We start from the raw sequence: 22,013 nt of genomic DNA, 5'->3' as shown, positions 1-22,013 counted from the left end.
TCCTCCCTGAGCTAACATGAAAACATATGACGTAACGCCACGTCATCATATGAGTAACGAAGGGATTCGTTTTCTGCAAGAGGGAAGAGTGGCATGATGGGCGATAGGGAAAAGCCGCGGGAGCGGCGGGCACAACAGATCATCGATAATCTCAGTGCAGAAATTCGCAGTGGAAAACTGAAGAACGGCGATCAGCTTCCCACGGAACCGCAGCTTGAGCGCACCTACGGCGTGAGCCGCACAGTGGTTCGCGAGGCGATCGCGGATCTGCGCTCTTCCGGCTATGTCATTCCCATCCACGGCAAGGGCGTGTTCGTCAGCAATGTCAGCGAGTGGGCCGGTGTGAAGCTGACGCAATCCGAAGTTGGCACAATTGCAGAAACGCTGGAAATGCTTGAGTTTCGGCTCGCAACCGAAGGCGAAGCAGCGGCAATTGCCGCCTATCGCCGCACAGCCCAGCAGGAAGCGGCGATTTCCGCAGCCCATCGGAAAATGGGCCGGGCCATCGATGCGGGCGAAAGCACCGTCAGTGCCGATTACGAGTTTCACACGGCAATTGCGATAGCGACCAACAACCGGTTCTATCTCGAGGCACTGCGCCAGTTCGGGTCACGCTCGATACCGCGCGGTCAGTTTCCAACCCTGCCGGAGACGGGCGACGCGGATTATCTGCGCAAAGTGCAGGCCGAGCATGAGGCAATCCTGCGCGCCATCGTAGAGCAGGATCCGGATGCTGCGCGGAAAGCCATGCGCGATCATATGCTTGCGAGCCAGCGTCGATACAGGTTGCTTTCCGAGGCGCAATAGCATCTCGACACTCATCTTATTTCGTGCGATGTCATATGATGACTAGCATGGAGTGAGGAGAGAATCGATGTATGTCGGCACCCAGGTGACAGCGCGCGATGACGAGGATTTCAAGGTTTGGGCGCAGCTTGGCGTCAATAATATCAACGCCGATCCGCCTGGTGCACCCGCAAGCTGGACCTTTGAGGATTTTGAGCGTCACCGTGACAAGGTCGAGAGCTTTGGCCTCGTGCTCGACATGGTGCAATTGCCGTTGCCATCAAGGCCGATCGAACAGGCATCGTTTCCCGATATCCTGCTTGCCGGGCCAGAGCGCGACCGGCAGATCGATGCCGTCTGCAGAATGATTGAGGATATCGCCAGGGCCGGCATCCCGGCGGCGAAATACAACCTCAATCTCATCGGCATCCCGCGCACTGAAATGGAGCGCGGGCGCGGTGGTTCGCTCAATGAAGCCTGGCGATGGGACAAGGCGGACCATGATGCGGCTCCGGGCCTTGCCGGTGTTCTATCCGAGGACGAAAATTGGGAACGCATCGACTATTTCCTCGAACGCGTGGTGCCGGTTGCCGAAAGCAACAAGGTCCGGCTCGCCTGCCATCCGCATGACCCCTACACCCCGCCCGGCTACAAGGGTGTCACCCGGGTGCTCGGCACCGTCGAGGGCCTGAAGAAATTCGTGCAGATGCGGGAAAGCCCCTATCACGGCCTGAATTTCTGCCAGGGATCGATCGGCGAGATGCTCGACAATCCGCGCGAGGAGATCGACGAGATCATCCGCTGGTTTGGCAGCCGCGACAAGATATTCAATGTCCATTTCCGCAACATCAGCGGCGGCAAGCTGTCGTTCATGGAAACGTTTCCCGACGAGGGTGACATGGACATGGTCCGTTCGCTGAAGCTCTACCATGAACTCGGCTATCGCTACATGATCATGCCCGATCATGTGCCGACGATTGCGGGCCGCGATCCCGTCGGTGTCGCCTTTGCGTTTTGCTACGGCTACATCGCCGCGCTCATTGAGGCGCTTAATAACAACCATCTTTGACTGTTTCAGGCCGGTTTGCGCACGTGGCGCTGCCGGCTTGCAATTACCGATCTGTAGGAGGAGCAGGTATGAAAAAATCAATGATCCGTCTCGCATTCACCACCGTTCTGGGCGCCATGTTGGTGCAGGCGTCGCCGGTGGCGGCCAAGACCCCCAACGACCAGCTCGTCGTCGGGACATCGCTTGCCCAGGTGCTGTCGCTAGACCCGCATCAGGCCACCGAAGCGAAAGCCAACGAAATCATGGCCAATCTTTACGATCGGCTGATCTCGGTCGATGGCTCGGGGAAGGTTTCGCCGCAGCTGGCAGAGCGCTGGGAGACAGATGACAAGGGCATCACGTTTCATCTTCGCGCCGCCAACTTTGCCTCGGGCAATCCCGTTACCTCCGCAGATGTGGTATATTCGTTCAGCCGCCTTTTGAAGATGAATCAGGCGGCGGCCGCCAACCTCAAGCGCGTTGGTTACAACGCGGAAAATGTCGACAAGCTGGTGAGCGCCCCGGACGAAAAGACCGTCCGCATCGAACTGTCGGGGCAAACGACATCCGAACTGCTGCTCTATCGTCTGGCGATGGTCATTGCCAGCGTTGTCGACAGCAAGGAGCTCAAGTCCCATGAAGTTGACGGCGACTGGGGCAACGCGTGGCTGAGAACAAATTCCGCCGGTTCAGGCCCCTTCACCCTCAATCGCTGGTCGCCGAACGAAATCATTATTCTTGAGGCCAACAAGGACTATGTGGCTGGCAGCCCGAAAATGCGTCGCGTGATCGTGCGGCATGTACCCGAAAGTCAGGTGGAGCGCCTGATGCTGGAGCGAGGCGACATCGACATTGCCAGCGCGCTGACGGCATCCGACCTTGCGACCTTCAACAACAAGGAAGGTTTTCAGATCCAGCGCGTGCCGACGGGTGGTTTCTACGTCCTGTCCATGAATGCCGGCAAGGAGCCTCTTTCCAACCCCAAGGTTCGCGAAGCGATTGCTTACGGCATCGACTACAAGGGAATGGAAAAGACCATCATGGGCCCCTATGGTAGGGCGCGCACGGTGCCGGTTCCGGAGAATTTCGAATATGCCATTCCAAGCCCCGACTGGAAGCTTGATGTCGAGAAAGCGAAATCTCTCCTGAAGGAAGCCGGTTATGAGAATGGCTTCACGCTTAATCTGAAGACAATTGCCCAAACGCCGCGTATCGATCTTGCTACGGCCATCCAGGCATCGCTCAGCCAGGTCGGTATCAAGGTGAACATTCAGCAGGGTAACGGTTCGGATGTGATTGCCGCTCACCGTGCGCGAGACTTCGATCTGCTCATTCCGCAGACGGGCGCCTATATGCCCAACGTCCTCGGCTCGATGGAGCAGTTCTCCAGTAACCCCGACAACTCGCTTGCTGCCAACAATGCCGGCAATTTCGTCTGGCGCTCTGCCTGGGACATTCCGGAACTGACGGCTCTGACCGCAAAGGCTTCCCTTGAGCCCGATGCCAAGAAACGTGGGGAAATCTACACCCAGATGCAGGAAATGTTCGTCGCGCAGAAGCCAGCCGTTCTGCCTCTCTTCGAGAGATACGAGCCGATCGTTTTGACGTCGCGCGTCAAGGATTATGTCGGTCACCCCAGCCAGACGACGCGACTGGAAAACGTGACGAAGCAGTGACTGCAAACCACTAGACGGAAAACATGTGACGGGCGGTGACTTTACCGCCCGTTTTTTTGTGGGTCCCTCGACTGCTTGCTGGCCAATTAAGACAGGGCCGCCGTGCGAACTATTACGTCCGCATCCTTGAATTCTTAGGGTTTTCGCGATGGCTCTAGCGGGTTAGACCGTGCAGCGATCGACTCTTTCCCAGAGCGGGATTCCCAAACCCCGCTCGCTCACATTCCATTAAATGCGTTGGCACCATGAGCTTCCCACAGATAAAACTTCCCGCAAGGCCGCTCAGTTTGAAGCGCGGTGTCATTTCGGTACCGGCGGCCTATTATTTCTCCATTCCCGTGCTGCTGGTGATTACAGTCGTCCTGCTCGTGGCCGAAGGCCCGGGTGTGTTGCGCGACTATCAGATCAGCCGCGACCCGCTGGAGATCGAAAGCGGCGATATCAACGGCAGTTGCAAGACCCGCAAGGCGATCTTCACGAATTGCGAAGCTGAGCTTTCCTACGAGCATGGCGGTGTGAGCTACAAGAAGGATGTCGAGGTCATGTTCGTCGATTTCCATTCCGGCGACTATGAAACCGGTCTGGTCATTTCGGCGAAGAATCCCGAACTTGCAACGATTTCACTTGGCCTCGATATGCTCTGGAACCGGATCATAACCCTGGGCGTGTTCGTTGCCCTGCTCGGTTTCGGCTGTTTCGCACTGCTGCTTGCACTTATCCGCACCTTGCGGGCTCGTCTGGGTCTGCGGCACCCGGCGCCATTGACTGTTATTCCGGTGGCGCTGACGGCGGTCGCCGAAAAACGCAGCCGTCTCTTCGTGACCTATGCCGATACGGTCAGGGAAGGGAAGACGAAGAGGCAATCCTTTACCTACCTAGAGAGAGGGCGAATCCCGGTCGTCGTTGGCCACACAGGCAAACACGATGTCGCACTGGCGGTCTGGCACGGTGAAACCCCGCTGCCCGTTCTGCTTGACGATCGGCTGGAGCGAATTGACCTATCGGAACAGGAAAGAGCGGAAGCACTTGCCTCGCTCGAACCGGTGCTTGCGAACCGTGGGCAGGAGGGCGTATCCGCCCCCGGCGCGGCGGTGACAAAGGCCCCAAGCCTTGCGCGACGGCTGGCAACGTTCGTTGCAATTGTCGCCTTTATCGTCGTTGCAACCTTGGGGTACTGGCTGTGGTACGTCACCAGCGCGCCTTCGCAATTCAACTCTCCGGGCATGGACCTCAACAACATGATGCCCGCGGCGCTCAACGAGTGGGGCTGCGCGCGTCTGCAGGAGCGTTTTGCTGATGGTCCGGCACCTTTCGGTTGTGCCGGGGACGATTTTAGAAGCTGGAAATAAAGGCTTTCTCTCTTGGCGTTTATCGGGCCGGTCGCAAGAGCTTGATGGGCTGGCGCGTCGGCCCGGCGTCTGCTGGCTCTTTGTCGATGAGATCGATCAATTATCCAAAGTTGCATTAGAGATTTATAAATAAACCAACTCCATAGTGCGATCGTGGGCGGTTCTCGAGGCTGGGAGAGTGCATCATGTTCACGGTTCTGGAATGCGTTGCGGTACAACACGATCATGCGATCGTACTGCTTGCAGCGGTTATTTGCCTGCTTGGCATGCATGCTTTTTTCCATTTGTTGTTGCGTGCGGAAGAAAGCCCGGCTGGCCGCAAGCCTTATTGGGTGCTGGTTGCCGCCTTTGCAGCGGGGCTCAGCGTCTGGGCCACGCATTTCGTTGCCATGCTTGCTTATAAGGGTTCAGTCCCGATCGGCTTTGATTTCCAGTTCACGGCGCTGTCGGCGGTTCTGGCCGTTCTGGGGTTCTGGCTGGCGCTCAGGGCGCGCTCGCAGGAGAGCTACAGTCCCGTTATCGTCGGAACGCTGGTTACCCTTTCTGTTGCCGTCATGCATTTCGTCGGAATGGCGGGCATGGATGTGGCCGCTACGATCAGCTATCGCTGGGGCCCCGTTTTGGGTGGCTTTGCCGTTGCCTGGGTATCTTTTCTGCTGGCCTTTTTCCTGTTCCTTCGTTCCGCCGCATGGAAACGCATCGTCATTCCGGCCGGATGTTCGATCGTGGCAATCTGCGCTTTGCATTTCACCGCCATGTCGGCCACGATCCTGTCGCCGGATCCGTCCGTCGCTGGCCCGGATCCCGACAATCTCGCCAGAGTGATCATGATTGCTGCCGTTTCGGGCGTGACTTTCCTGGTCCTCGCAGCCACTGCCACCGCCGCTCTCGTTGACCGTTACCTTGTCGATCTCAAGGGGCTTGTGGATGCGACGCTGGATGGTCTTGCCGTGGTCCGTGATGGCCGCATTGTTGAGCTGAATACCCGTTTTGCCGGGCTTGTCGGCAGCGATGAGGCATCGCTGATGGGTAAAAATCCAGATGATCTCTTCAAGGCCATGGACGGACAGCCCACCTATCTGCCGCGCCTCGCGCCGGTTGAGGCAATCCGAGAACGCACCGACCGGCCGCAGGTGTTCGAGCTTGCCGTGCGCACCATCGAGTATCGCGGCCATCCTTGCGAAGTGCTGGCCATTCGCGACCTGACGGAAAAGCGGGAGGCGCAAAGGGAGATCGAATATCTGGCCCGCCACGATGTGCTGACCGGCCTTTCGAACCGCACCATGTTCCAGACGCGGCTGCACCAGCAGATCGAACATTGCGACGCGGAGGATGAGTTTGCCTTGCTGGCGCTCGATCTCGACCGGTTCAAGGCGGTCAACGACATTTTCGGCCATGCCGAGGGCGACCGGGTGCTGAAAAAAGTTGCGACCATCCTCGATGAATGCGCAAGGCCGGGAGATATCGTCGCCCGTCTCGGGGGCGACGAATTCGTTATCCTGACTGCCCGGCACACCAAATCGGAGGAGGCACGTCTGCTTGCCGAGACAATCCTTGCCATGTTCGGGTTGAAAATGAATGCGGCCAACGACCCGACCGCTGTCGGCGTCAGCATCGGCATCGCCGTCTTTCCGCGGGACGGGAACAGCAACGAAAGCATCTTGCACGCCGCTGATCTGGCGCTTTACCGCGCCAAGATGGGTGGGCGCGGAATATTGTCCTTTTATGATCCCCTGATGGATCAGGAGGCCCGCGAGCGTCGCCAGCTCGAAACTGATCTGCGACTCGCCATCAACCGCAACGAATTGGTGTTGAACTATCAACCTGTCCTTTCCGTCGAATGTGGTCAGGTCGTCGGTTATGAAGCGCTGGTACGCTGGCAGCATCCGACAAGGGGTGTCGTACCTCCGGATGTCTTCATTCCGATTGCAGAGGAAAGCGGGATCATCATCTCGCTCGGCGAATGGGTGCTGCGCGAGGCCTGCCGCCAGGCGAGCACCTGGGCGCCGCACTTGAAAATCGCTGTCAATGTTTCACCATTGCAGTTTTCGCTCGCAAATCTCGGCCATGTGGTCTGCACGGTTCTCATGCAGTCCGGCCTTTCGCCGAACCGGCTGGAACTCGAGATCACCGAAGCCGCGTTGCTGAAGGACCGCAAGGCGACGCTGATCATCCTCAACCAGTTGAAGGCGCTGGGTGTGGCCATCGTCATGGATGATTTCGGCACCGGTTATTCCTCGCTCAGCAACTTGCAGAGCTTCCCCTTCGACAAGATCAAGATCGACCGCAGCTTCATCGCCGCCATGAGCGAAGATGATAATGCCCGCGCCATCGTGCGCGCGGTGATCGGCCTCGGTCGCAGCCTCGATCTGCCAGTGACGGCAGAGGGTATCGAAACCGACGCGCAATATCGCATGGTTGTCGATGAAGGTTGCGCGCAGGCGCAGGGCTATCTCTTCGGCAGGCCGGATGTGGCTCCTGCCGCGGCGGCAAGTACCGGCAAGCGGAAGAAACATTCCGTCTGAAAGAGGAGTGCGGCGGCGTGATGCCGTCGTAACTCCATTCTCCTACGCCTATGGAACGAGAGCGAACGCAGATCGTTAGGATTGTGTGTGGTGCGTCCGTGTCGCCACCGCCGCAGCCGGCGGCAGACGACAGCCCTGACCTTCCGATGATGAATTCGCTGGTCATGAGACGCACCAAGGATGGAATTCTATCTCTGGGAGAAACCAATGACAGACCGCCTTGAGCCGCAGGACCCGCGCAACCAGTATCCGCGCCCGCCCTTTTCAACGCCGACTCAGGAAATGCCGGGGCTGGTCACGAACATGATGCCTTTCCCTGATCATGGTGAAAAGACCTATCGCGGCAGCGGCAAGCTTGCCGGGCGCAAGGCGCTTATAACCGGCGGTGATTCCGGCATCGGTCGCGCCGTGGCAATTGCCTTTGCGCGAGAAGGTGCAGATATCGCGATATCCTATCTGCCGGAGGAAGAATCGGACGCCGAAGAGGTGGTAGCACTTATCGAAGCGGAAGGCCGCGTGGCGGTCGCCTTACCCGGAGATATTACCGATGAGGCATGGTGCCGCGAACTGGTTGAAAAAGCGGTAGGTGATCTCAACGGCCTCGATATTCTGGTGATCAATGCCGCAAGACAACAATATCGCGAGGGTATCGCCGAGCTGTCGACTGAAGATTTCGACCGGACGATGAAGACCAATCTCTACGCGCTGCACTGGATTGCGCAGGCCGCCGTTCCTTATCTAGAGCCCGGATCGTCGGTGATTACCACCGCATCCATACAGGCCTATGAGCCGTCTCCCATTCTTCTTGATTATGCCACTACGAAAGCCGGCATCGTTGCCTATACGAAAGCGCTCGCCAAACAGCTTATCGAAAAAGGCGTGCGGGCAAATGTCGTCGCGCCTGGTCCTTTCTGGACGGTTTTGCAGCCAAGCGGCGGGCAGCCGGACGAAAAGGTCGGGAATTTCGGTAAGGACAGCGATTTTGGCCGTCCAGGCCAGCCTGTGGAACTGGCACCGGTCTATGTGCTGCTGGCTTCGCAGGATGGCAGCTTCATCAATGGCGAGGTCTATGGTGTGACCGGAGGCCGGGGCGTTGCCTGATCGGCTTTGAGGACTTGACATGAAACGACAGACAGAACGTTCAGACAGAGATGTGAAGCCCTTCGATGTCCGCGACCGGCTGATACTGGCGCTTTATGCGCAGCTGAAGGCCGAGCGGCAAACGCGCGAGGCCATGGAATGGGTCATCCGCAATGGCGGGCTTTCGCCAGAGGTGCTGGAGGCGATGGCATCCGACCCTGTTCCGGTGCTGGCGGATGGGGACGTTCCCGCTATCGAGCGCATCCTTGCTGCGGACCGGGGCAGAGGCCAATCCTCTCAAGACGACCATGGGCGGCCATCATGAACCGGAGAGCGAGCTGGAAGGGTCATCTGACATTCGGCGATTTCACCTGTGAAATCGGTCTCTATTCCGCGCTCACTTCATCGGAAAAGATCTCCTTCAACATCGTCAACCGAAAGACCGGCCATCGCGTCGAAAGGCAATATGTCGATAGCGATACCGGGGACGCTGTCGACCGCGAGGATCAGGTCAAGGGATATGAACTCGACAATGGCGACCATATTGTCATTGAGGGAGATGAGATCGCAACGCTGATGCCGGAAAACGACAAGGTCATCCGCATCAAGCATTTTCTGAGCCACGACGAGATCGACAAGCTCTATTTCGATAAATCCTATTATCTGGCGCCGACGCAGGAGGGTGGCGAAGAGGCTTTGACGCTGCTGGCAAAAGCCATGGACGACGAGAAGGTCTCGGCACTTGGCGAAGCGGTACTCTTTCGCCGAAACCGCGTGCTGTTGATCCGTCCAAGCGGCAAGGCGCTCGTGGCGACGACCTTGAATTTCGGCTACGAGGTTCGCTCGCAAACCACCGTTTTCAAGTCCATTCCAGATATTCAGTTCGATGAAGAGATGCTTGAACTCGCCGGTCACATCATCGGGAAACGGGCAGGCACATTCGATCCGGCGGAATATACCGATCGTTACAATGATGCGCTGGCGGAACTGGTGAAGGCGAAGATCGAGGGCAGGGAAATCAGCAAACAGCCGCCGCGCAAGCAAGATAACATCATCGACTTGAAGGAGGCTTTGCGCCGCAGCGCCGGTGACGGCGACAGCGGAAAATCTACCGCTGGTGCGGGGCGCAAATCCTCCCGGAAAGCGAGCTGATCCATGGGTTTGCAGAGCTATAACGCCAAGCGCAGTTTCGACAAGACGCCGGAGCCGAAGGGCGACAAGGTCGACGCGCAGGGATCGAGTTTCGTCATACAGAAGCACGATGCCCGCCGACTGCATTACGATTTCCGGCTGGAGATGGACGGCGTCCTTAAAAGCTGGGCGGTTACCCGCGGGCCGAGCCTTGACCCGGAGGACAAGCGCCTTGCGGTCCACGTCGAGGACCACCCTCTAAGCTACGGCGACTTCGAAGGCGTAATCCCGAAAGGTCAATATGGCGGCGGCACCGTCATTCTTTGGGATCGTGGTGTCTGGCGCCCGATTGGCGACGCGAAGAAAGGCTACCGCAAAGGCCATCTCGACTTTGAACTGGAGGGCGAAAAGCTTAAAGGCCGCTGGCATCTTGTACGTATGCATGGAAAGCCCGGTGAAAGCCGTGAAAACTGGCTGCTGATCAAGGGCGACGACGAAGAGGCAAGGCATGATGGCGGCGCCGATATTCTGGAGGAGCGGCCGGAATCCGTGAAGACTGGCCGAAGTGTTGAAGAAGTTGCCGCCAAGCCGAAGGACACCTGGAATTCGAAGCCCGTATCGAAAAAGACCGTTAGTTCTTCCTCGGGCAAAAAACAGGCGCATGCCCTGCCGAAAGGTGCCCGCAAACAGGCGCTGCCATCCTTCGTGCCGCCGGCACTTGCGACGCTGAAACCCAAGCCACCGGAAGGCTCCCGCTGGCTGCATGAGATCAAGTTCGACGGCTATCGCCTGCAGGTCCGTATCGACCACGGCAAACTCCAGCTTCTGACCCGTAGCGGACTGGACTGGACCGAAAAGTTCGGCGATGCCGTGGCGGGAGCGCTCAAGTCGCTGCCAGGCGAAACGCTGATGATCGACGGCGAAATCGTGGTGGAACGGGACAGCGGCGCCTCGGATTTCTCAGCCTTGCAGCAGGACTTGAGCGAAGGGCGCAGCGACCGCTTTGTTTTTTATGCGTTCGATCTCCTATATCTGGATGGCACGGATTTGCGCGGGGCGGCGCTGACGGATCGCAAGGCGCTACTGGAAAAGCTGCTGCCCGCCAGCAACCCGCATCTTCGCTACAGCGAACATTTCGAGGAAAGTGGCGGGCTTGTTCTCGATCATGCCTGCCGCCTCAGCCTCGAAGGCGTTATCTCCAAGGTCAAGGACAGCAAATACGTCTCGGGCCGCAAGGGTAACTGGGTGAAATCCAAGTGCTCGATGCGGCAGGAATTCGTTATCGGCGGCTATACGCTTTCCTCCGCGTCGGACCATGCCATCGGCTCACTGGCGCTCGGCGTTTATGAGGAAGGCAAGCTGCGTCATGTCGGCCGCGTCGGCACCGGCTATACCGCTGACATTGCCGAAATGCTGCTTGGCCGCCTGAAACCGCTGGGCATCGATGATAGCCCGTACGGCGAAAAGCTCACGGCACTTGCGCGCCGCGACCTGCATTACGTCAAGCCGGAACTGGTTGCAGAAGTGGAGTTTCGTGCCTGGTCCGGAGATGGCAATCTGCGCCATGCATCATTCCGCGGCTTGCGGGAAGACAAGCCGGTGGGTGAAATCGAACGCGAGGATAAAGCAGTGTCGGAACAAGGGACGCCGCAGTCAAAGATCAAGTTCACCCATCCGGAACGGCTTTATTGGCCGGACGATGGCGTGACCAAGGAAGGGCTTGCCGATTATTACACCCAGGTCTGGCGCTATATGGCCCCCTTTGTCGTTAACCGGCCTCTGGCGCTGCTGCGTTGTCCTGAAGGGATCGATGGTCAGCGCTTCTTCCAGAAACACGCCTGGCGCGGTGTGAACAAGGCGATAGAACAGATCAAGGATCCGAAGGACAAGGGCGGCGAACCGCTTATCAGGATTACGGATTTCGATGGCATGATGGCCTTGGTCCAGTCCGCTGCGCTTGAAATTCACCCATGGGGGGCGACAACCGCGAACTGGGAAAAGCCTGACATGATCACCATGGATATAGACCCCGGCGAGGACGTGTCATGGCAGGAGGTAATCGACGCGGCACTGGAACTGAAGCGGCGTTTCGAAGATGCCGGTCTGGCCGCTTTCGTGAAAACCTCCGGCGGCAAGGGGTTGCATGTCGTGGCACCCTTAAAACCGGAAGCGGGATGGCCGGCCTTGAAGGCCTTTGCAAAGACCATGGCGGATGACATGGCCAAGGCGGAGCCGGAGAAATATCTTGCGGTGGCAACCAAAGCGAAACGCCAGGGCCGCATCTTCCTCGACTATCTGCGTAATGGCAGGGGCAATACGGCTGTTGCGCCCTATTCGACACGTGCACGACCCGGAGCCGCCATTTCAGCGCCAATCGAATGGACGGAACTCTCAGATGAGATAGGTCCGGCACACTTCACGGTCAGCAATATCGGCGCGCGCCTTACTGCCCTGAAGAAGGATCCATGGGACGGCTTTTTCGCTGCCGCGCGACCCCTGCCGAAAAAGGCCCGATGAGCGTCAGCCTTTCTTGTCCGAGGCAAGGCTTTTCTTCAACGCATCCATGATGTTGATGACATTGCCGCCGGTCCGGGTTTTCGTGCCGGTCTTCTTTTCCGGGGAAGATACGGTCTTGCTCTTGGTTTTTAGCAAAGCGCTGATCTTTTTCTGGATCGGATCCTGCACCAGCGCCGGTTTCCATCCCGTCATCTGTTTGCCGATGCGTTTTTCCATCGCGTCCAGCAGCGGCTTTTCGATTTTCATCTTCGGGTCCAGCGCGTCGATGCTTTCGCGCACTTCCTCGCCATAGTGCAGGGTCCACAGAATGATGCCCTTGCCTGACGGTTCCAGCAGAACCGCTCTTTCGCGGCGATAGAGAACAAGCCGCGCAATGCCGACAACGCCGTTTGCCCGCATGGCTTCCCGTATCACGCTGAAGGCTTCCGTGCCGATCTTGTCTTCCGGTCGCAGGAAGTGCGGCCGGTCGTACCATATCCAGTCGATAGAGCCTGTGGGCACGAAGGTCTGGATGTCGATGGTGCGGGTGCTTTCGAGAGCGACCGCATCGATCTCGTCATCCTCCAGCAACACATAATCGTCTTCGGCGCGGGGAAAACCCTTCACCTGGTTCTTTGCGGCCACCGGCTTGTGGGTAACGCTGTCGACATAGCGGCTTTCGACGCGATTGCCGGTTTTGCGGTTGAGAACGTGGAAGCGGTATTTGTTGCTTTCGGTTGTGGCAGGCGTCAGCGAAACTCCGGCCGTCACCAGCGACAGCTTCAGATAGCCCTTCCAGAAAACCTGCCGTGCCATGATCCGCGATCCGCCTTGTCGCCTGTTGTCTCCCGGATCAACAACCACAGGGTGGCTTTTGTTCCGGGAGCTTTGGCAGAGAGGGCGGGACTCTGTCTCAGCCGAACAGCGATGTAAGACCATAGACAGATGCGGATATCAGGGCAGCGGCCGGCATGGTTACGACCCAGGCAATCACGATATTGCCCGCGAGGCCCCAACGCACCGCCGAGACGCGACGCGCGGCACCGACGCCGATGATGGCGCCGGTGATCGTATGGGTGGTGGACACCGGAATGCCGAGCCACGTCGCGCCGAAAAGTGTCAGCGCACCGCCGGTTTCGGCGCAGAACCCCTGCATCGGGTTCAGCCTGGTGATTTTCGACCCCATGGTGTGCACGATGCGCCAGCCGCCGAACAGTGTGCCGAGCGCCATGGCCGACTGGCACGAGATCACCACCCAGAACGGCACGTAGAAGCTCTCTCCAAGATGCCCCTGGCTGAAGAGCAGCACAGCGATGATGCCCATGGTCTTCTGTGCGTCATTGCCGCCGTGGCCGAGCGAATAGAGCGAGGCGGAAATGAATTGCATGATGCGGAAGGTGCGATCCACGGCGAAGGGCGTCTGGCGGACGAACAGCCAGGAGACGGCAAGCACCAGCAGCAGTGCAAGGAAAAAGCCGATGGCCGGCGACATGAAGATCGCGCCCACGGTTTTCAGAAGACCCGACCAGACGATGGAATTGAAACCGACCTTCGCAAAGCCCGCACCGACGAGACCGCCGATCAAGGCATGTGACGAGCTGGAGGGAATGCCGAAAATCCAGGTGACGATGTTCCAGACGATGGCGCCCATCAATGCCGCAAAGATGACCTGCGGGGAAACGATGGCCGGATCGATGATGCCGGTGCCGAGCGTTTCGGCCACATGCAGGCCGAAGAACAGGAAGGCGATGAAATTGAAGAAGGCCGCCCATGCCACCGCATATTGCGGGCGCAATACACGGGTGGAAACGATGGTGGCGATGGAATTTGCGGCGTCGTGGAGACCGTTCAGAAAATCAAAGAACAGCGCGATGGCGATAAGGCCGACAAGCAGTGGCAGTGCAAGCGCGACATCCATCAGACGTTCTCGATAACGATGCCGCTGATCTCGTTCGCCACGTCCTCGAAGCGGTCGACGACCTTTTCGAGTTCGCCGTAGATCTCGCTGCCGATCATATAGGCCATGGCATTGCCGGTCGCACCATGGCGCCGGAAGAGGTCCTTCAGGCCCTGGTCATGAAGCTCGTCGGAGCGCCCTTCGACGCGGGTAACCTCTTCGGCAATCACCGACAGGCGCTGGGCATTGGTGCCGACCTTTTCCAGAAGCGGGATGGCTTCGGCGACGAGGCTTGCCGCACGCACGATCTCGTGGCCCATCTCGCGCATCAGCGGGTCGAATTCGGTCTGCTCGAACAGCCGGATCGTCTTGACGGTCTTGTGCATCATGTCGATGGCGTCATCCATGGACTGGATGAGGTCCTTGATATCGCCACGATCAAAGGGCGTTATGAAGCTGCGGCGCACCGCAAGCAGAACGTCGCGGGTAATATCATCCGCCTGGTCTTCGAGGGCGACGATAAGGTCGCAGTTTTTCTCGACGTCGACGCCGCTGAGAAGGTGGTCCAGAGCTGCGGCGGCTTTGACGACCGTTTCCGAATGTTTGCTAAACATGTCGAAGAAACGGTCCTCGCGCGGCATCAGCTTGCGAAAAATGCTCATCATGCGAATTGGCCCTCAATGGCGCTTTATTAGTTGTGGGGGGTGATTGTCATAAAACTGTCATAAATGCACGCGGGGCATTGATGCAACCCGGAAAATCGGCAGTATCAACGGATATGAAATCCATGAAGAAAAGTCGGAAAGCCCGTCCGGCGCGTTCCCTGACATTGCTTCAGCAACTTGCTGCTGTTCCTGAAAAGCTGTTCACCGGCTCTTTCCGGCAGCAATATGCCGCCTTATGCTTCCGTTATACCGGAAGCGGCGAAGAGATCGAAATCCTCGTCGTCACCTCCCGCACCAGCGCACGCTGGATCATTCCGCGCGGCTGGCCGATGAAACGCAAGAAGCCGCATGAGGCTGCCGCGATCGAGGCGTGGGAGGAAGCGGGCGTTCGTGGCCGCGTGAGGAAGGACGCCGTTGGCCGCTACACCTATCTCAAGATGCTCGACAATGGCGATGTCGTTCCCTGCGTTGTCGATGTCTTCCAGATCGAGATCACCGGGGAGGAAACGAGTTTCAAGGAGCGCGGCGAACGCCTTCTGGAATGGGTTCGCCCGGACGAGGCAGCAAGGCGCGTCCGGGAAATCGAACTGAAATCGCTTCTGGTCGACTTCCGCCCGAGGGGGAAGAGGAAACGCCTGACCGAAGAAAAGTCCTAACGGCAAACGTCACCGGCGAACCTAGGATGGTGAAGATGGACGTTCGGTCGATCCCGTCTCCCCCATCTCGTCCGGTGCCTTCGGTAGCAGGCGGGCGAAACGCCGGGTGATGCTGTCGATGTAAGACAGGATTGTCGGCACGACGATCAGGGTGAGCAGGGTGGAGCTGATGAGGCCGCCGATTACTGCGTGCGCCATCGGCGCGCGCTGTGCCCCGCCACCGCCAACAGCCAGCCCGAGCGGAATCATGCCGAAAATCATCGCAAGCGTCGTCATGATGATCGGGCGGAAGCGGATGATGCCGGCGCTCGCCAGCGCTTCGTTGAGCGAAAGTCCACGCTTCCTTTCGCGGTTGGCGAAATCGACAAGCAGGATGCCGTTCTTTGTAACGAGGCCCATCAGCATGATGAAGCCGATCAGCGAGAACATGTTGATCGTGCTGCCGGCAACCAAGAGCCCGACGAGGACGCCGATGAGAGATAGCGGCAGGGACGCCATGATGGCGAGCGGTTGCAGGAAGCTGCCGAATTGCGAGGCGAGCACGATGTAGATGAAGATGACCGCCATTGCGAGCGCGGTTACCATGTGGCCAACCGTCTCCTCCATGGTTTCGGCGTCGCCGCCGAAGCGGATACGGTAGCCGTCCGGCAGGTCGCGGGCGGCGGTAAGGGTTTTCAAAACGTCTGTCACTTCGCCAAGCGCTCGTCCGGATATGTTGGCCGAAACCAGCACCTCGCGGCGATTGTCGATGCGGCGGATTTCGGCGGGTGCTTCCACGGTGGTGATATCGGCGACCTGATCCAGACGTACCAACAGGGGCGAGCCGTTGGATGCCGTGCGGCTGGTGGCGATCATCAACTCGCTGATCCTCGTCGTGTCGGCACGCCGCTCGCCGGGCAGGCGCACGACGATGTCGTAGCTGTTACCGCCCGCATCCGTCCATTTCGACACGTCCTCACCGGCGATGAGCGGCGAGAGCGCTGCGGCAAGATCGGATCGGGAAATGCCGAGATCGCTTGCCGCCTCGCGTTTCAGGCGTACCGAAAGGATGGAGGTCACGTCGCGGGTGCTTGAGGTCACATCCACGAGGCCGGGGATTTTTTTCATGTCTTCCATCAGACCGTCGGCGATCTTTTCGAGGATTGTCCGGTCGTCGCCAAGAATGCTGAGCTGGACGGGGCTTTCGCCACCGCCGAGGCCGTTTTGCAGGATCGCGACCTCTATGCCCGATATGGCCGACAGGCGTTTGCGGATCGGATCGGCCAGCGTGACCGGAGTTCGGGTGCGCATCTCGAGCGGCACCAGTCCCACCAGAACGGCGGCGCGATGTTTACCGACGGTGCCGCCGGTATTGACGGTGGAATAGAGCATCTCGACTTCCGGGAATTCCTGGAGTGCCTTCTCGACCTGCCGCACCTTCGCCGTGGTGTAATCCAGCGAGGAGCCGACCGGTGCCGTGACGTTGATCTGGAAGCGGCCTTCATCCGTATTCGGGACGAATTCCGCACCGACCAACGGCACCATCAGCAGGCTGCCGACAAAAATGCCTGATGTGACGAGCAGGGTGACGAGCCGGTGGTGCAATGTCCAGCCGATCACGTGCCGATATTGATCGGCGAGCCATTCGAAGCCGTGATCGAAACGGGCGATCAGCCGACCCACCGGCCCGCGCGGGGCGTTGGGTTGCGCATCCGGATCGTACCAGACGCTCGACAGCATCGGATCGAGCGTGAAGGCGACGAAAAGCGAGATCAGCACGGCAGCTGAAACGGTGATGCCGAATTCATAGAAGAACCGACCGACGATGCCGTCCATGAAAGCGACGGGCAGGAAAACCGCCACGATTGTCGCCGTTGTCGCGATAACCGCAAGTCCGATTTCGTTCGTGCCGTCGAGTGCTGCGCGGATATGGGATTTCCCCATGTGAAGGTGACGGGTGATGTTTTCGCGCACGACGATGGCGTCATCCACCAGAATGCCGATGGAAAGCGTCAGCGCCAGGAGGCTCAGTGTATTGAGCGTGAAGCCCATAACATCAATGACCGCCAGCGTGCCGATGATCGCAATCGGCAGCGTCAGTCCGGTGATGACGGTGCTGCGCCAGGAATTGAGGAACAGGAAGACGATGGCTACGGCAAGTGCCGCCCCTTCTATCAACGTCGTCTGCACCTGCGTGACGGATTCCCGGATGGGAATGGATGTGTCCGTAATGACCCGCAATTGCACGTTTTGCGGAACAAGGTCGGCATTGAGGGCGTCCAGGCGCTTTCTCACATCCGCGACAACCTGAACCGTGTTGGCATCCTGAACCTTGACGATGTCGATCGCCAGCGCAGTCTGGCCATTATAGACGGCACGGTTTTCGGCGTCGGCAGCCCCTTCGGAGAGTGCGGCGATGTCGCGAAGATAAATGGCTGCGCCACCGCGCCGGGCGACGACCATGTCCAGCAGCGCCTGCGGTTCGGGGATGCGGCCCTGCACCTGGATCGTGCGTTCGGAAACGGTATCGACAAGGCTTCCAGCCGGGCTGTTGCTATTGCCGGTGCGTAGCGCGCTCACCACCTCGTTGATGCCGATCCCAAGCGCGCGCATGCGGGTGTCGTCGATCACAATGTCGATCTGCCGCTTGCGGGCGCCAACCAGCGTTGCCTGCCCCACGCCGGGAACAGTCGTCAGTTGCCGCAGCACCTTCTGGTCGGCAAGGGCGGTGAGTGCGGATATGTCGAGCGACGTCGAGCTTATCGCCACCGACAGGATAGGCTCGGCGGCGGGATCGAACCGGGATATGACCGGCTTTTTGGCCTCTTGCGGGAAATTCGCGTCGATGGCGGCGATCTTGTCGCGCACCTCCTGTGCCGCGGTCGCGCTCTTAACCTCGAGCTTGAATTTTGCGACGACGACAGAGCGTCCCTCGTAGGAGGTTGACGTGATCTCGTCCAGACCGCCGATGGCGTTCAGCGCATCCTCGACCGGGCGCGTCAATTCTGTCTCCACCGTTTCAGGTGTGGCGCCCGGATAAGCTGTGGACACCACAACGACCGGAACGTCGACATTGGGGTAGAGGTCGAGCCCCAGCCGCTGCAACGAGAAAAGACCCATGACCAGAAGCGCCACCATCATCATGGTGGCGAAAACGGGGTGGGAGACGGATATGCGGGTCAGAAACATCTCAGCCTGCCTTGTCGACCGTAACAGCCATGTCGGGCTGCAATTCGGGAAGCGGTGCGGTCAGGATCGTCTCACCGTCCTGTAGACCGGCGCCGATCTCGATCAGGCTGCCATCGTTCCAGCGCGATCCCACCGCCACCGTCTGGCGGCGAAGATGGCCGTTCAGGACTTTAAGGACATGGTAGCCGGTTTCGTCTTTGCGAAGCGCGATTGCAGGAACGACAAGCGCATCGTTTTTTTCGCGCACGAGGATGGACCCGCTGGCGAACATTCCTCCCCACAGCCGACCGTCGCGGTTGGCAAGCCGCAGATAGACGGCGACAAAGCGCGTCCCGTCTTCGGCAACCGGGCTGATGCGCTCAACGGTGCTTCTGAGAGGCTGGCCGCCGATGCCGTCAATATCGAGTTCGGCGGTCTGGCCAACGGCGACACGTGGGATGTCGCGCGTGGCAACGAGAACCTTCGCCTCAAGCATGCTTGTATCGACCAGCGTCATGAGTTCACCATCGGCACTGACGCGGGAGCCGGCTTCTGCCTGCCGGCGGGTAATGGTACCTTCAAAAGGCGCGCGGATTTCGGCATTGCGAAGGGCAAGGCGGGCGATATCCACCTGCGCCGAAAGGCTCTGCAGCCTTGCCGTTTTCACAACGACATCGCTCTTCGCCTTGTCGAGCTGTTCAGCCGATGCGATGTTTTTTGACGCTAGCTGTTCGGTTCGGGTGAGTGCCTGCATCGCCAGTGTCAGTTCGGCCTCGGCCGCATCCCGGTCGCTCTGCCGCAGCAGGAGAGTCGATTGCAGTTCCTCGGTTTCGAACCGTACCAGCAGGTCGCCCGCCCGCACCGCCTGTCCGTCCCGGACATTCATATCCAGAATTTTTCCGGCCTCGCGGGCGCGGATCACGACACGGCTGACCGGCTGAAGTTCGCCACTGATGCTGAGCCGCTCCGCCATCGCTCGTGTGCCGATCCTTGCGATTTCCGCAGCCGTCAGTTCGAACGGGATACCGGCCGGGCTCATCGAGGTTGACGCCACGATTTCCTTCACGCGCTCGTTCGCATCGACGCTTCCGCGCGCCGGATCAAGAGCCGTGACGACGAGAGCGCAGCCCGCAAGCGCGATCCCCGCCTTGATCGTTCTTTTCACCCACATAACATAATCCTTCCAGGCAAAACTCATCCTGTGACCGCCGATCGAGCGGTCATGTCGCCTGTCTTCCAGGCTGATGGCTTCTGGATAAGTGTTGATAATTGCAGCAGCATTACCCGCCCGCATCTTCTGCGACGCAATACTGCCGCAACCTTTCTGGCAGACAAGGAGGGGGCGAAGGGACGGTGGCAAATGAGACTTCTGTTGATTGAGGACGAAAAGGAAATGGCGGATGCGCTGTCGACGACGCTCGGCAAGCAGGGGATCGTCATCGACCATACGATGCGGCTCGGCGATGCGATGGAGCTGGCGCGCCAGCATGTCTATGATGCCATTCTGCTTGACCGTCGTCTGCCGGACGGGGAGGGGCTTACCTTCATTCCAAAGCTGCGCCGCGCCGGTATCGATACGCCGATCATCTTATTGACGGCGATGAACGAACCGGAGGAGCGGATCGAGGGGCTGAATGGCGGCGCCGACGACTATCTCGGCAAGCCGTTTCTCGTCGGCGAACTGCTGGCGCGGCTGCGCGCGGTTTTGAGAAGGCCGGCAAGCATCGCCCCGTCGCAAATCGCTGCAGGCCGCATCGTGATCGATCCGCTTCATCTCAGCGTCACGATCAACTCGCTTCCCTTTGATCTGCCAAGGCGCGAGCTGATGGTCCTCATCACGCTGGCGAAACGAAAGGGCAAATCCGTGCTGCGCTCGACGCTTGAGGCCGCCGTCTACAATTACGAGGAGGAAATCCAGTCCAATGCGCTCGATGCGCATATATCGCGACTGCGCAAACGCCTGCTCGACGCTTCTGCCGGGGTCAGCGTGCATAATATTCGCGGCATCGGTTATCTGCTCAGGGAAGACACATGAAGGCGCAGGGCAAGTCCAATCCGTCCCTGTGGTGGCAATTGAGCTGGCAGCTCAGCATTGTCGTCTCCTCCATGATCGCTGTCGTCATCGTCGGGCTCTGCGTTTACGGGGTGATGAAGCTCTCGCCCAATATCGGGCTCTGGAACGATTTGTCGGCGACACTTGACGAGTCGCTTTCGCTTGATCCGCAAAAGGGTCTGGTCATTACCGAGGGGCCGGCATTACGCGCCTTGAAGGCGAAGAATGAAACGTTGTGGTTCGTGGTCTCGACACCTGACGGTCACGCGGCGACGTTCGGAACCGTACCGGCTGTTTATGCCGAACTGGCGCGCTACGTTCATCTGATGACGGACGCCGATATTCGCGGCGGCAGCGGCATATCCGAGGTTGCTTCGGCTGAAAGTATCGAGACGACGTCGGGACCCGTCAGGATCATGTTCGGCGGAACCTCTAATGCACGAGCGTCGTTTCTGACGCTTCTTGCCGGCACCTATCCGATTTATGTCCCCCTGCTGGCGGTTCTTTTGCCTGCGGTGTTTTTCTCCGTGCCACACATTGTGCGCCGGGCGCTTGCCGGCCTAAGTTCCGTCGTCAAAAAAGCACCGGAGATCGACCCGCGACGACCGGGTTCGAAGCTTCCCGTCGAAGATGTGCCGCGCGAAGTCGTTCCGTTGATCGTTTCCTTCAACAGCGTTCTCGAGCGGCTCGAAGAGCAGTTCCAGGCGCGGCAACGTTTTCTGATCGATGCCGCGCACGAATTGAGGACGCCGATTGCAATCATGCAGACCCGGATAGAGGGCCTGCCCGGACCGGACCAGCAGCGCCTGATGGGGGATGTAGCGCGGCTCGGTGAAACCGCCGAACAGCTTCTGGCCTTTGAGCGAAACGATCAGGTGAACGACCGGCGCGAGGTGGTGGACCTGGTCGATATCGCCCGCACGGTGGTGGCAGAGCTCGCGCCGCTTGCGCTTTCGGCAGGTTACGACATCTCCTTCGAAACGCAGATCGAAAAATACGACATGCAAGGCAACCCCTTCGCCCTGCCGCGCGCCATCAGCAATATCGTGCGCAACGCCATCGACCATGGTGGAAACAAGGGGCTGATCCATGTCTCGGTTCTCACAAACGGCGAAATCGCGATTTCCGACGAGGGGCAGGGCATACCCGAGGACCAGCAGGAGCGGATATTCGAACCTTTCTATCGGGTCACGCCGAAAAGCACGGGTGCCGGACTTGGCCTCAGCCTCGTCAAGAAGATCGTCGCCAATCATAACGGCCGTATCGTGCTGGAAAGCAACCCCTCTGGAAGCACGTTCCGGGTTCGATTCTGATTGCGCTTTGCGCGCTGTAGACCGGTCGCGGCGATTGTAATGCTGCCGCAACGTTCGCGGTCATAATGTGTGGGCACGGGATCAACCGTGCCAACCGGAGTACTCACAGTGACGCACCCACCGGATCGTTTTCTTCCGGATTGCCGGCGAGAAGACGGCGCGTAGAAAGCGCGTCGCCGGCCCGGAACCTC

At 59.1% G+C, this 22,013-nt stretch carries 17 protein-coding genes; 12 read left to right on the top strand and 5 right to left on the bottom strand.

Features of this window, described 5'->3' with window-relative positions; translation table 11 throughout:
* Positions 1 to 93 precede the first annotated feature (93 nt).
* From ASD46_RS20960 to ligD, 9 genes are all read left to right on the top strand, one after another.
* Positions 94 to 807 (top strand): FadR/GntR family transcriptional regulator, encoded by a 714-nt coding sequence (locus tag ASD46_RS20960; protein WP_004431172.1) that lies wholly within the window; start codon positions 94 to 96, stop codon positions 805 to 807.
* Between the two features lie 67 nt (positions 808 to 874).
* On the top strand, positions 875 to 1,855 hold the full coding sequence (locus ASD46_RS20955; RefSeq protein ID WP_060642604.1) for a mannonate dehydratase: 981 nt from the start codon (positions 875 to 877) through the stop codon (positions 1,853 to 1,855).
* A 116-nt stretch (positions 1,856 to 1,971) separates the two neighbouring features.
* Positions 1,972 to 3,510 carry an ABC transporter substrate-binding protein gene (locus ASD46_RS20950; RefSeq protein WP_370953851.1) on the top strand — a complete coding sequence of 513 codons (1,539 nt, stop codon included), beginning with the start codon at positions 1,972 to 1,974 and terminating at the stop codon, positions 3,508 to 3,510.
* A 245-nt stretch (positions 3,511 to 3,755) separates the two neighbouring features.
* The gene (locus ASD46_RS20945) at positions 3,756 to 4,859 is read left to right on the top strand and encodes a hypothetical protein (protein ID WP_060642603.1); all 1,104 of its coding nucleotides are present in this window, start codon (positions 3,756 to 3,758) and stop codon (positions 4,857 to 4,859) included.
* 185 nt (positions 4,860 to 5,044) lie between these two features.
* Complete coding sequence (locus ASD46_RS20940) at positions 5,045 to 7,384, top strand: EAL domain-containing protein (RefSeq protein WP_060642602.1); 2,340 nt, start codon at positions 5,045 to 5,047, stop codon at positions 7,382 to 7,384.
* 207 nt (positions 7,385 to 7,591) lie between these two features.
* Positions 7,592 to 8,485, top strand: a complete 894-nt coding sequence (locus tag ASD46_RS20935) for an SDR family oxidoreductase (RefSeq protein ID WP_060642785.1) — start codon at positions 7,592 to 7,594, stop codon at positions 8,483 to 8,485.
* A 19-nt stretch (positions 8,486 to 8,504) separates the two neighbouring features.
* Positions 8,505 to 8,789, top strand: coding sequence for a hypothetical protein (locus ASD46_RS20930; RefSeq protein WP_013761133.1), 285 nt, complete (start codon positions 8,505 to 8,507; stop codon positions 8,787 to 8,789).
* Positions 8,786 to 9,616 (top strand): Ku protein, encoded by an 831-nt coding sequence (locus ASD46_RS20925; RefSeq protein ID WP_013761132.1) that lies wholly within the window; start codon positions 8,786 to 8,788, stop codon positions 9,614 to 9,616. Before ASD46_RS20930 ends, ASD46_RS20925 begins: the two co-directional genes overlap by 4 nt.
* A 3-nt stretch (positions 9,617 to 9,619) precedes the next feature.
* Entirely contained in the window at positions 9,620 to 12,112 is a 2,493-nt protein-coding gene (gene ligD / locus ASD46_RS20920; protein WP_013761131.1) for a DNA ligase D, read from the top strand.
* Between the two features lie 3 nt (positions 12,113 to 12,115).
* Here the strand turns inward: ligD and ASD46_RS20915 are convergent, their stop codons facing one another.
* From ASD46_RS20915 to ASD46_RS20905, 3 genes are all read right to left on the bottom strand, one after another.
* On the bottom strand, positions 12,116 to 12,907 hold the full coding sequence (locus ASD46_RS20915; protein WP_013761130.1) for a Ku protein: 792 nt from the start codon (positions 12,905 to 12,907) through the stop codon (positions 12,116 to 12,118).
* Between the two features lie 97 nt (positions 12,908 to 13,004).
* Positions 13,005 to 14,009: an inorganic phosphate transporter gene (locus ASD46_RS20910; RefSeq protein WP_004431194.1), complete on the bottom strand. Its 1,005-nt coding sequence runs from the start codon at positions 14,007 to 14,009 to the stop codon at positions 13,005 to 13,007.
* Positions 14,009 to 14,653, bottom strand: coding sequence for a DUF47 domain-containing protein (locus ASD46_RS20905; protein WP_004431197.1), 645 nt, complete (start codon positions 14,651 to 14,653; stop codon positions 14,009 to 14,011). Before ASD46_RS20905 ends, ASD46_RS20910 begins: the two co-directional genes overlap by 1 nt.
* Before the next feature lie 113 nt (positions 14,654 to 14,766).
* Between ASD46_RS20905 and ASD46_RS20900 the strand changes: the two genes are divergently transcribed.
* Positions 14,767 to 15,309: an NUDIX hydrolase gene (locus ASD46_RS20900; protein WP_019566666.1), complete on the top strand. Its 543-nt coding sequence runs from the start codon at positions 14,767 to 14,769 to the stop codon at positions 15,307 to 15,309.
* Positions 15,310 to 15,330: 21 nt separating this feature from the next.
* Here ASD46_RS20900 and ASD46_RS20895 read toward each other — a convergent pair whose 3' ends face one another.
* Together ASD46_RS20895 and ASD46_RS20890 are read right to left on the bottom strand one after the other, a co-directional pair.
* Positions 15,331 to 18,477, bottom strand: coding sequence for an efflux RND transporter permease subunit (locus ASD46_RS20895; protein WP_060642601.1), 3,147 nt, complete (start codon positions 18,475 to 18,477; stop codon positions 15,331 to 15,333).
* Position 18,478: 1 nt separating this feature from the next.
* Positions 18,479 to 19,627: an efflux RND transporter periplasmic adaptor subunit gene (locus tag ASD46_RS20890; protein WP_013761126.1), complete on the bottom strand. Its 1,149-nt coding sequence runs from the start codon at positions 19,625 to 19,627 to the stop codon at positions 18,479 to 18,481.
* A 189-nt stretch (positions 19,628 to 19,816) separates the two neighbouring features.
* Here ASD46_RS20890 and ASD46_RS20885 point away from each other — a divergent pair, with 189 nt between their 5' ends.
* Both ASD46_RS20885 and ASD46_RS20880 read left to right on the top strand, forming a co-directional pair.
* Positions 19,817 to 20,491 carry a response regulator transcription factor gene (locus ASD46_RS20885; RefSeq protein WP_004431205.1) on the top strand — a complete coding sequence of 225 codons (675 nt, stop codon included), beginning with the start codon at positions 19,817 to 19,819 and terminating at the stop codon, positions 20,489 to 20,491.
* Complete coding sequence (locus ASD46_RS20880) at positions 20,488 to 21,822, top strand: sensor histidine kinase (protein WP_060642600.1); 1,335 nt, start codon at positions 20,488 to 20,490, stop codon at positions 21,820 to 21,822. The genes ASD46_RS20885 and ASD46_RS20880 overlap by 4 nt, the downstream gene beginning before the upstream one ends.
* Positions 21,823 to 22,013: the final 191 nt, after the last annotated feature.

Source organism: Rhizobium sp. Root491, from assembly GCF_001427205.1.
GTDB lineage: Bacteria > Pseudomonadota > Alphaproteobacteria > Rhizobiales > Rhizobiaceae > Agrobacterium > Agrobacterium tumefaciens.
This window is presented reverse-complemented; position numbering and strand designations above follow the sequence as displayed.

What these genes read in the sequence shown, in the direction of transcription:
- ASD46_RS20960 (WP_004431172.1), top strand. Translation starts at nt 94, where the DNA reads ATGATGGGCGATAGGGAAAAGCCGCGGGAGCGGCGGGCACAACAGATC.
- ASD46_RS20955 (WP_060642604.1), top strand. Translation starts at nt 875, where the DNA reads ATGTATGTCGGCACCCAGGTGACAGCGCGCGATGACGAGGATTTCAAG.
- ASD46_RS20950 (WP_370953851.1), top strand. Translation starts at nt 1,972, where the DNA reads ATGTTGGTGCAGGCGTCGCCGGTGGCGGCCAAGACCCCCAACGACCAG.
- ASD46_RS20945 (WP_060642603.1), top strand. Translation starts at nt 3,756, where the DNA reads ATGAGCTTCCCACAGATAAAACTTCCCGCAAGGCCGCTCAGTTTGAAG.
- ASD46_RS20940 (WP_060642602.1), top strand. Translation starts at nt 5,045, where the DNA reads ATGTTCACGGTTCTGGAATGCGTTGCGGTACAACACGATCATGCGATC.
- ASD46_RS20935 (WP_060642785.1), top strand. Translation starts at nt 7,592, where the DNA reads ATGACAGACCGCCTTGAGCCGCAGGACCCGCGCAACCAGTATCCGCGC.
- ASD46_RS20930 (WP_013761133.1), top strand. Translation starts at nt 8,505, where the DNA reads ATGAAACGACAGACAGAACGTTCAGACAGAGATGTGAAGCCCTTCGAT.
- ASD46_RS20925 (WP_013761132.1), top strand. Translation starts at nt 8,786, where the DNA reads ATGAACCGGAGAGCGAGCTGGAAGGGTCATCTGACATTCGGCGATTTC.
- ligD (WP_013761131.1), top strand. Translation starts at nt 9,620, where the DNA reads ATGGGTTTGCAGAGCTATAACGCCAAGCGCAGTTTCGACAAGACGCCG.
- ASD46_RS20915 (WP_013761130.1), bottom strand. Translation starts at nt 12,907, where the DNA reads ATGGCACGGCAGGTTTTCTGGAAGGGCTATCTGAAGCTGTCGCTGGTG.
- ASD46_RS20910 (WP_004431194.1), bottom strand. Translation starts at nt 14,009, where the DNA reads ATGGATGTCGCGCTTGCACTGCCACTGCTTGTCGGCCTTATCGCCATC.
- ASD46_RS20905 (WP_004431197.1), bottom strand. Translation starts at nt 14,653, where the DNA reads ATGATGAGCATTTTTCGCAAGCTGATGCCGCGCGAGGACCGTTTCTTC.
- ASD46_RS20900 (WP_019566666.1), top strand. Translation starts at nt 14,767, where the DNA reads ATGAAATCCATGAAGAAAAGTCGGAAAGCCCGTCCGGCGCGTTCCCTG.
- ASD46_RS20895 (WP_060642601.1), bottom strand. Translation starts at nt 18,477, where the DNA reads ATGTTTCTGACCCGCATATCCGTCTCCCACCCCGTTTTCGCCACCATG.
- ASD46_RS20890 (WP_013761126.1), bottom strand. Translation starts at nt 19,627, where the DNA reads ATGTGGGTGAAAAGAACGATCAAGGCGGGGATCGCGCTTGCGGGCTGC.
- ASD46_RS20885 (WP_004431205.1), top strand. Translation starts at nt 19,817, where the DNA reads ATGAGACTTCTGTTGATTGAGGACGAAAAGGAAATGGCGGATGCGCTG.
- ASD46_RS20880 (WP_060642600.1), top strand. Translation starts at nt 20,488, where the DNA reads ATGAAGGCGCAGGGCAAGTCCAATCCGTCCCTGTGGTGGCAATTGAGC.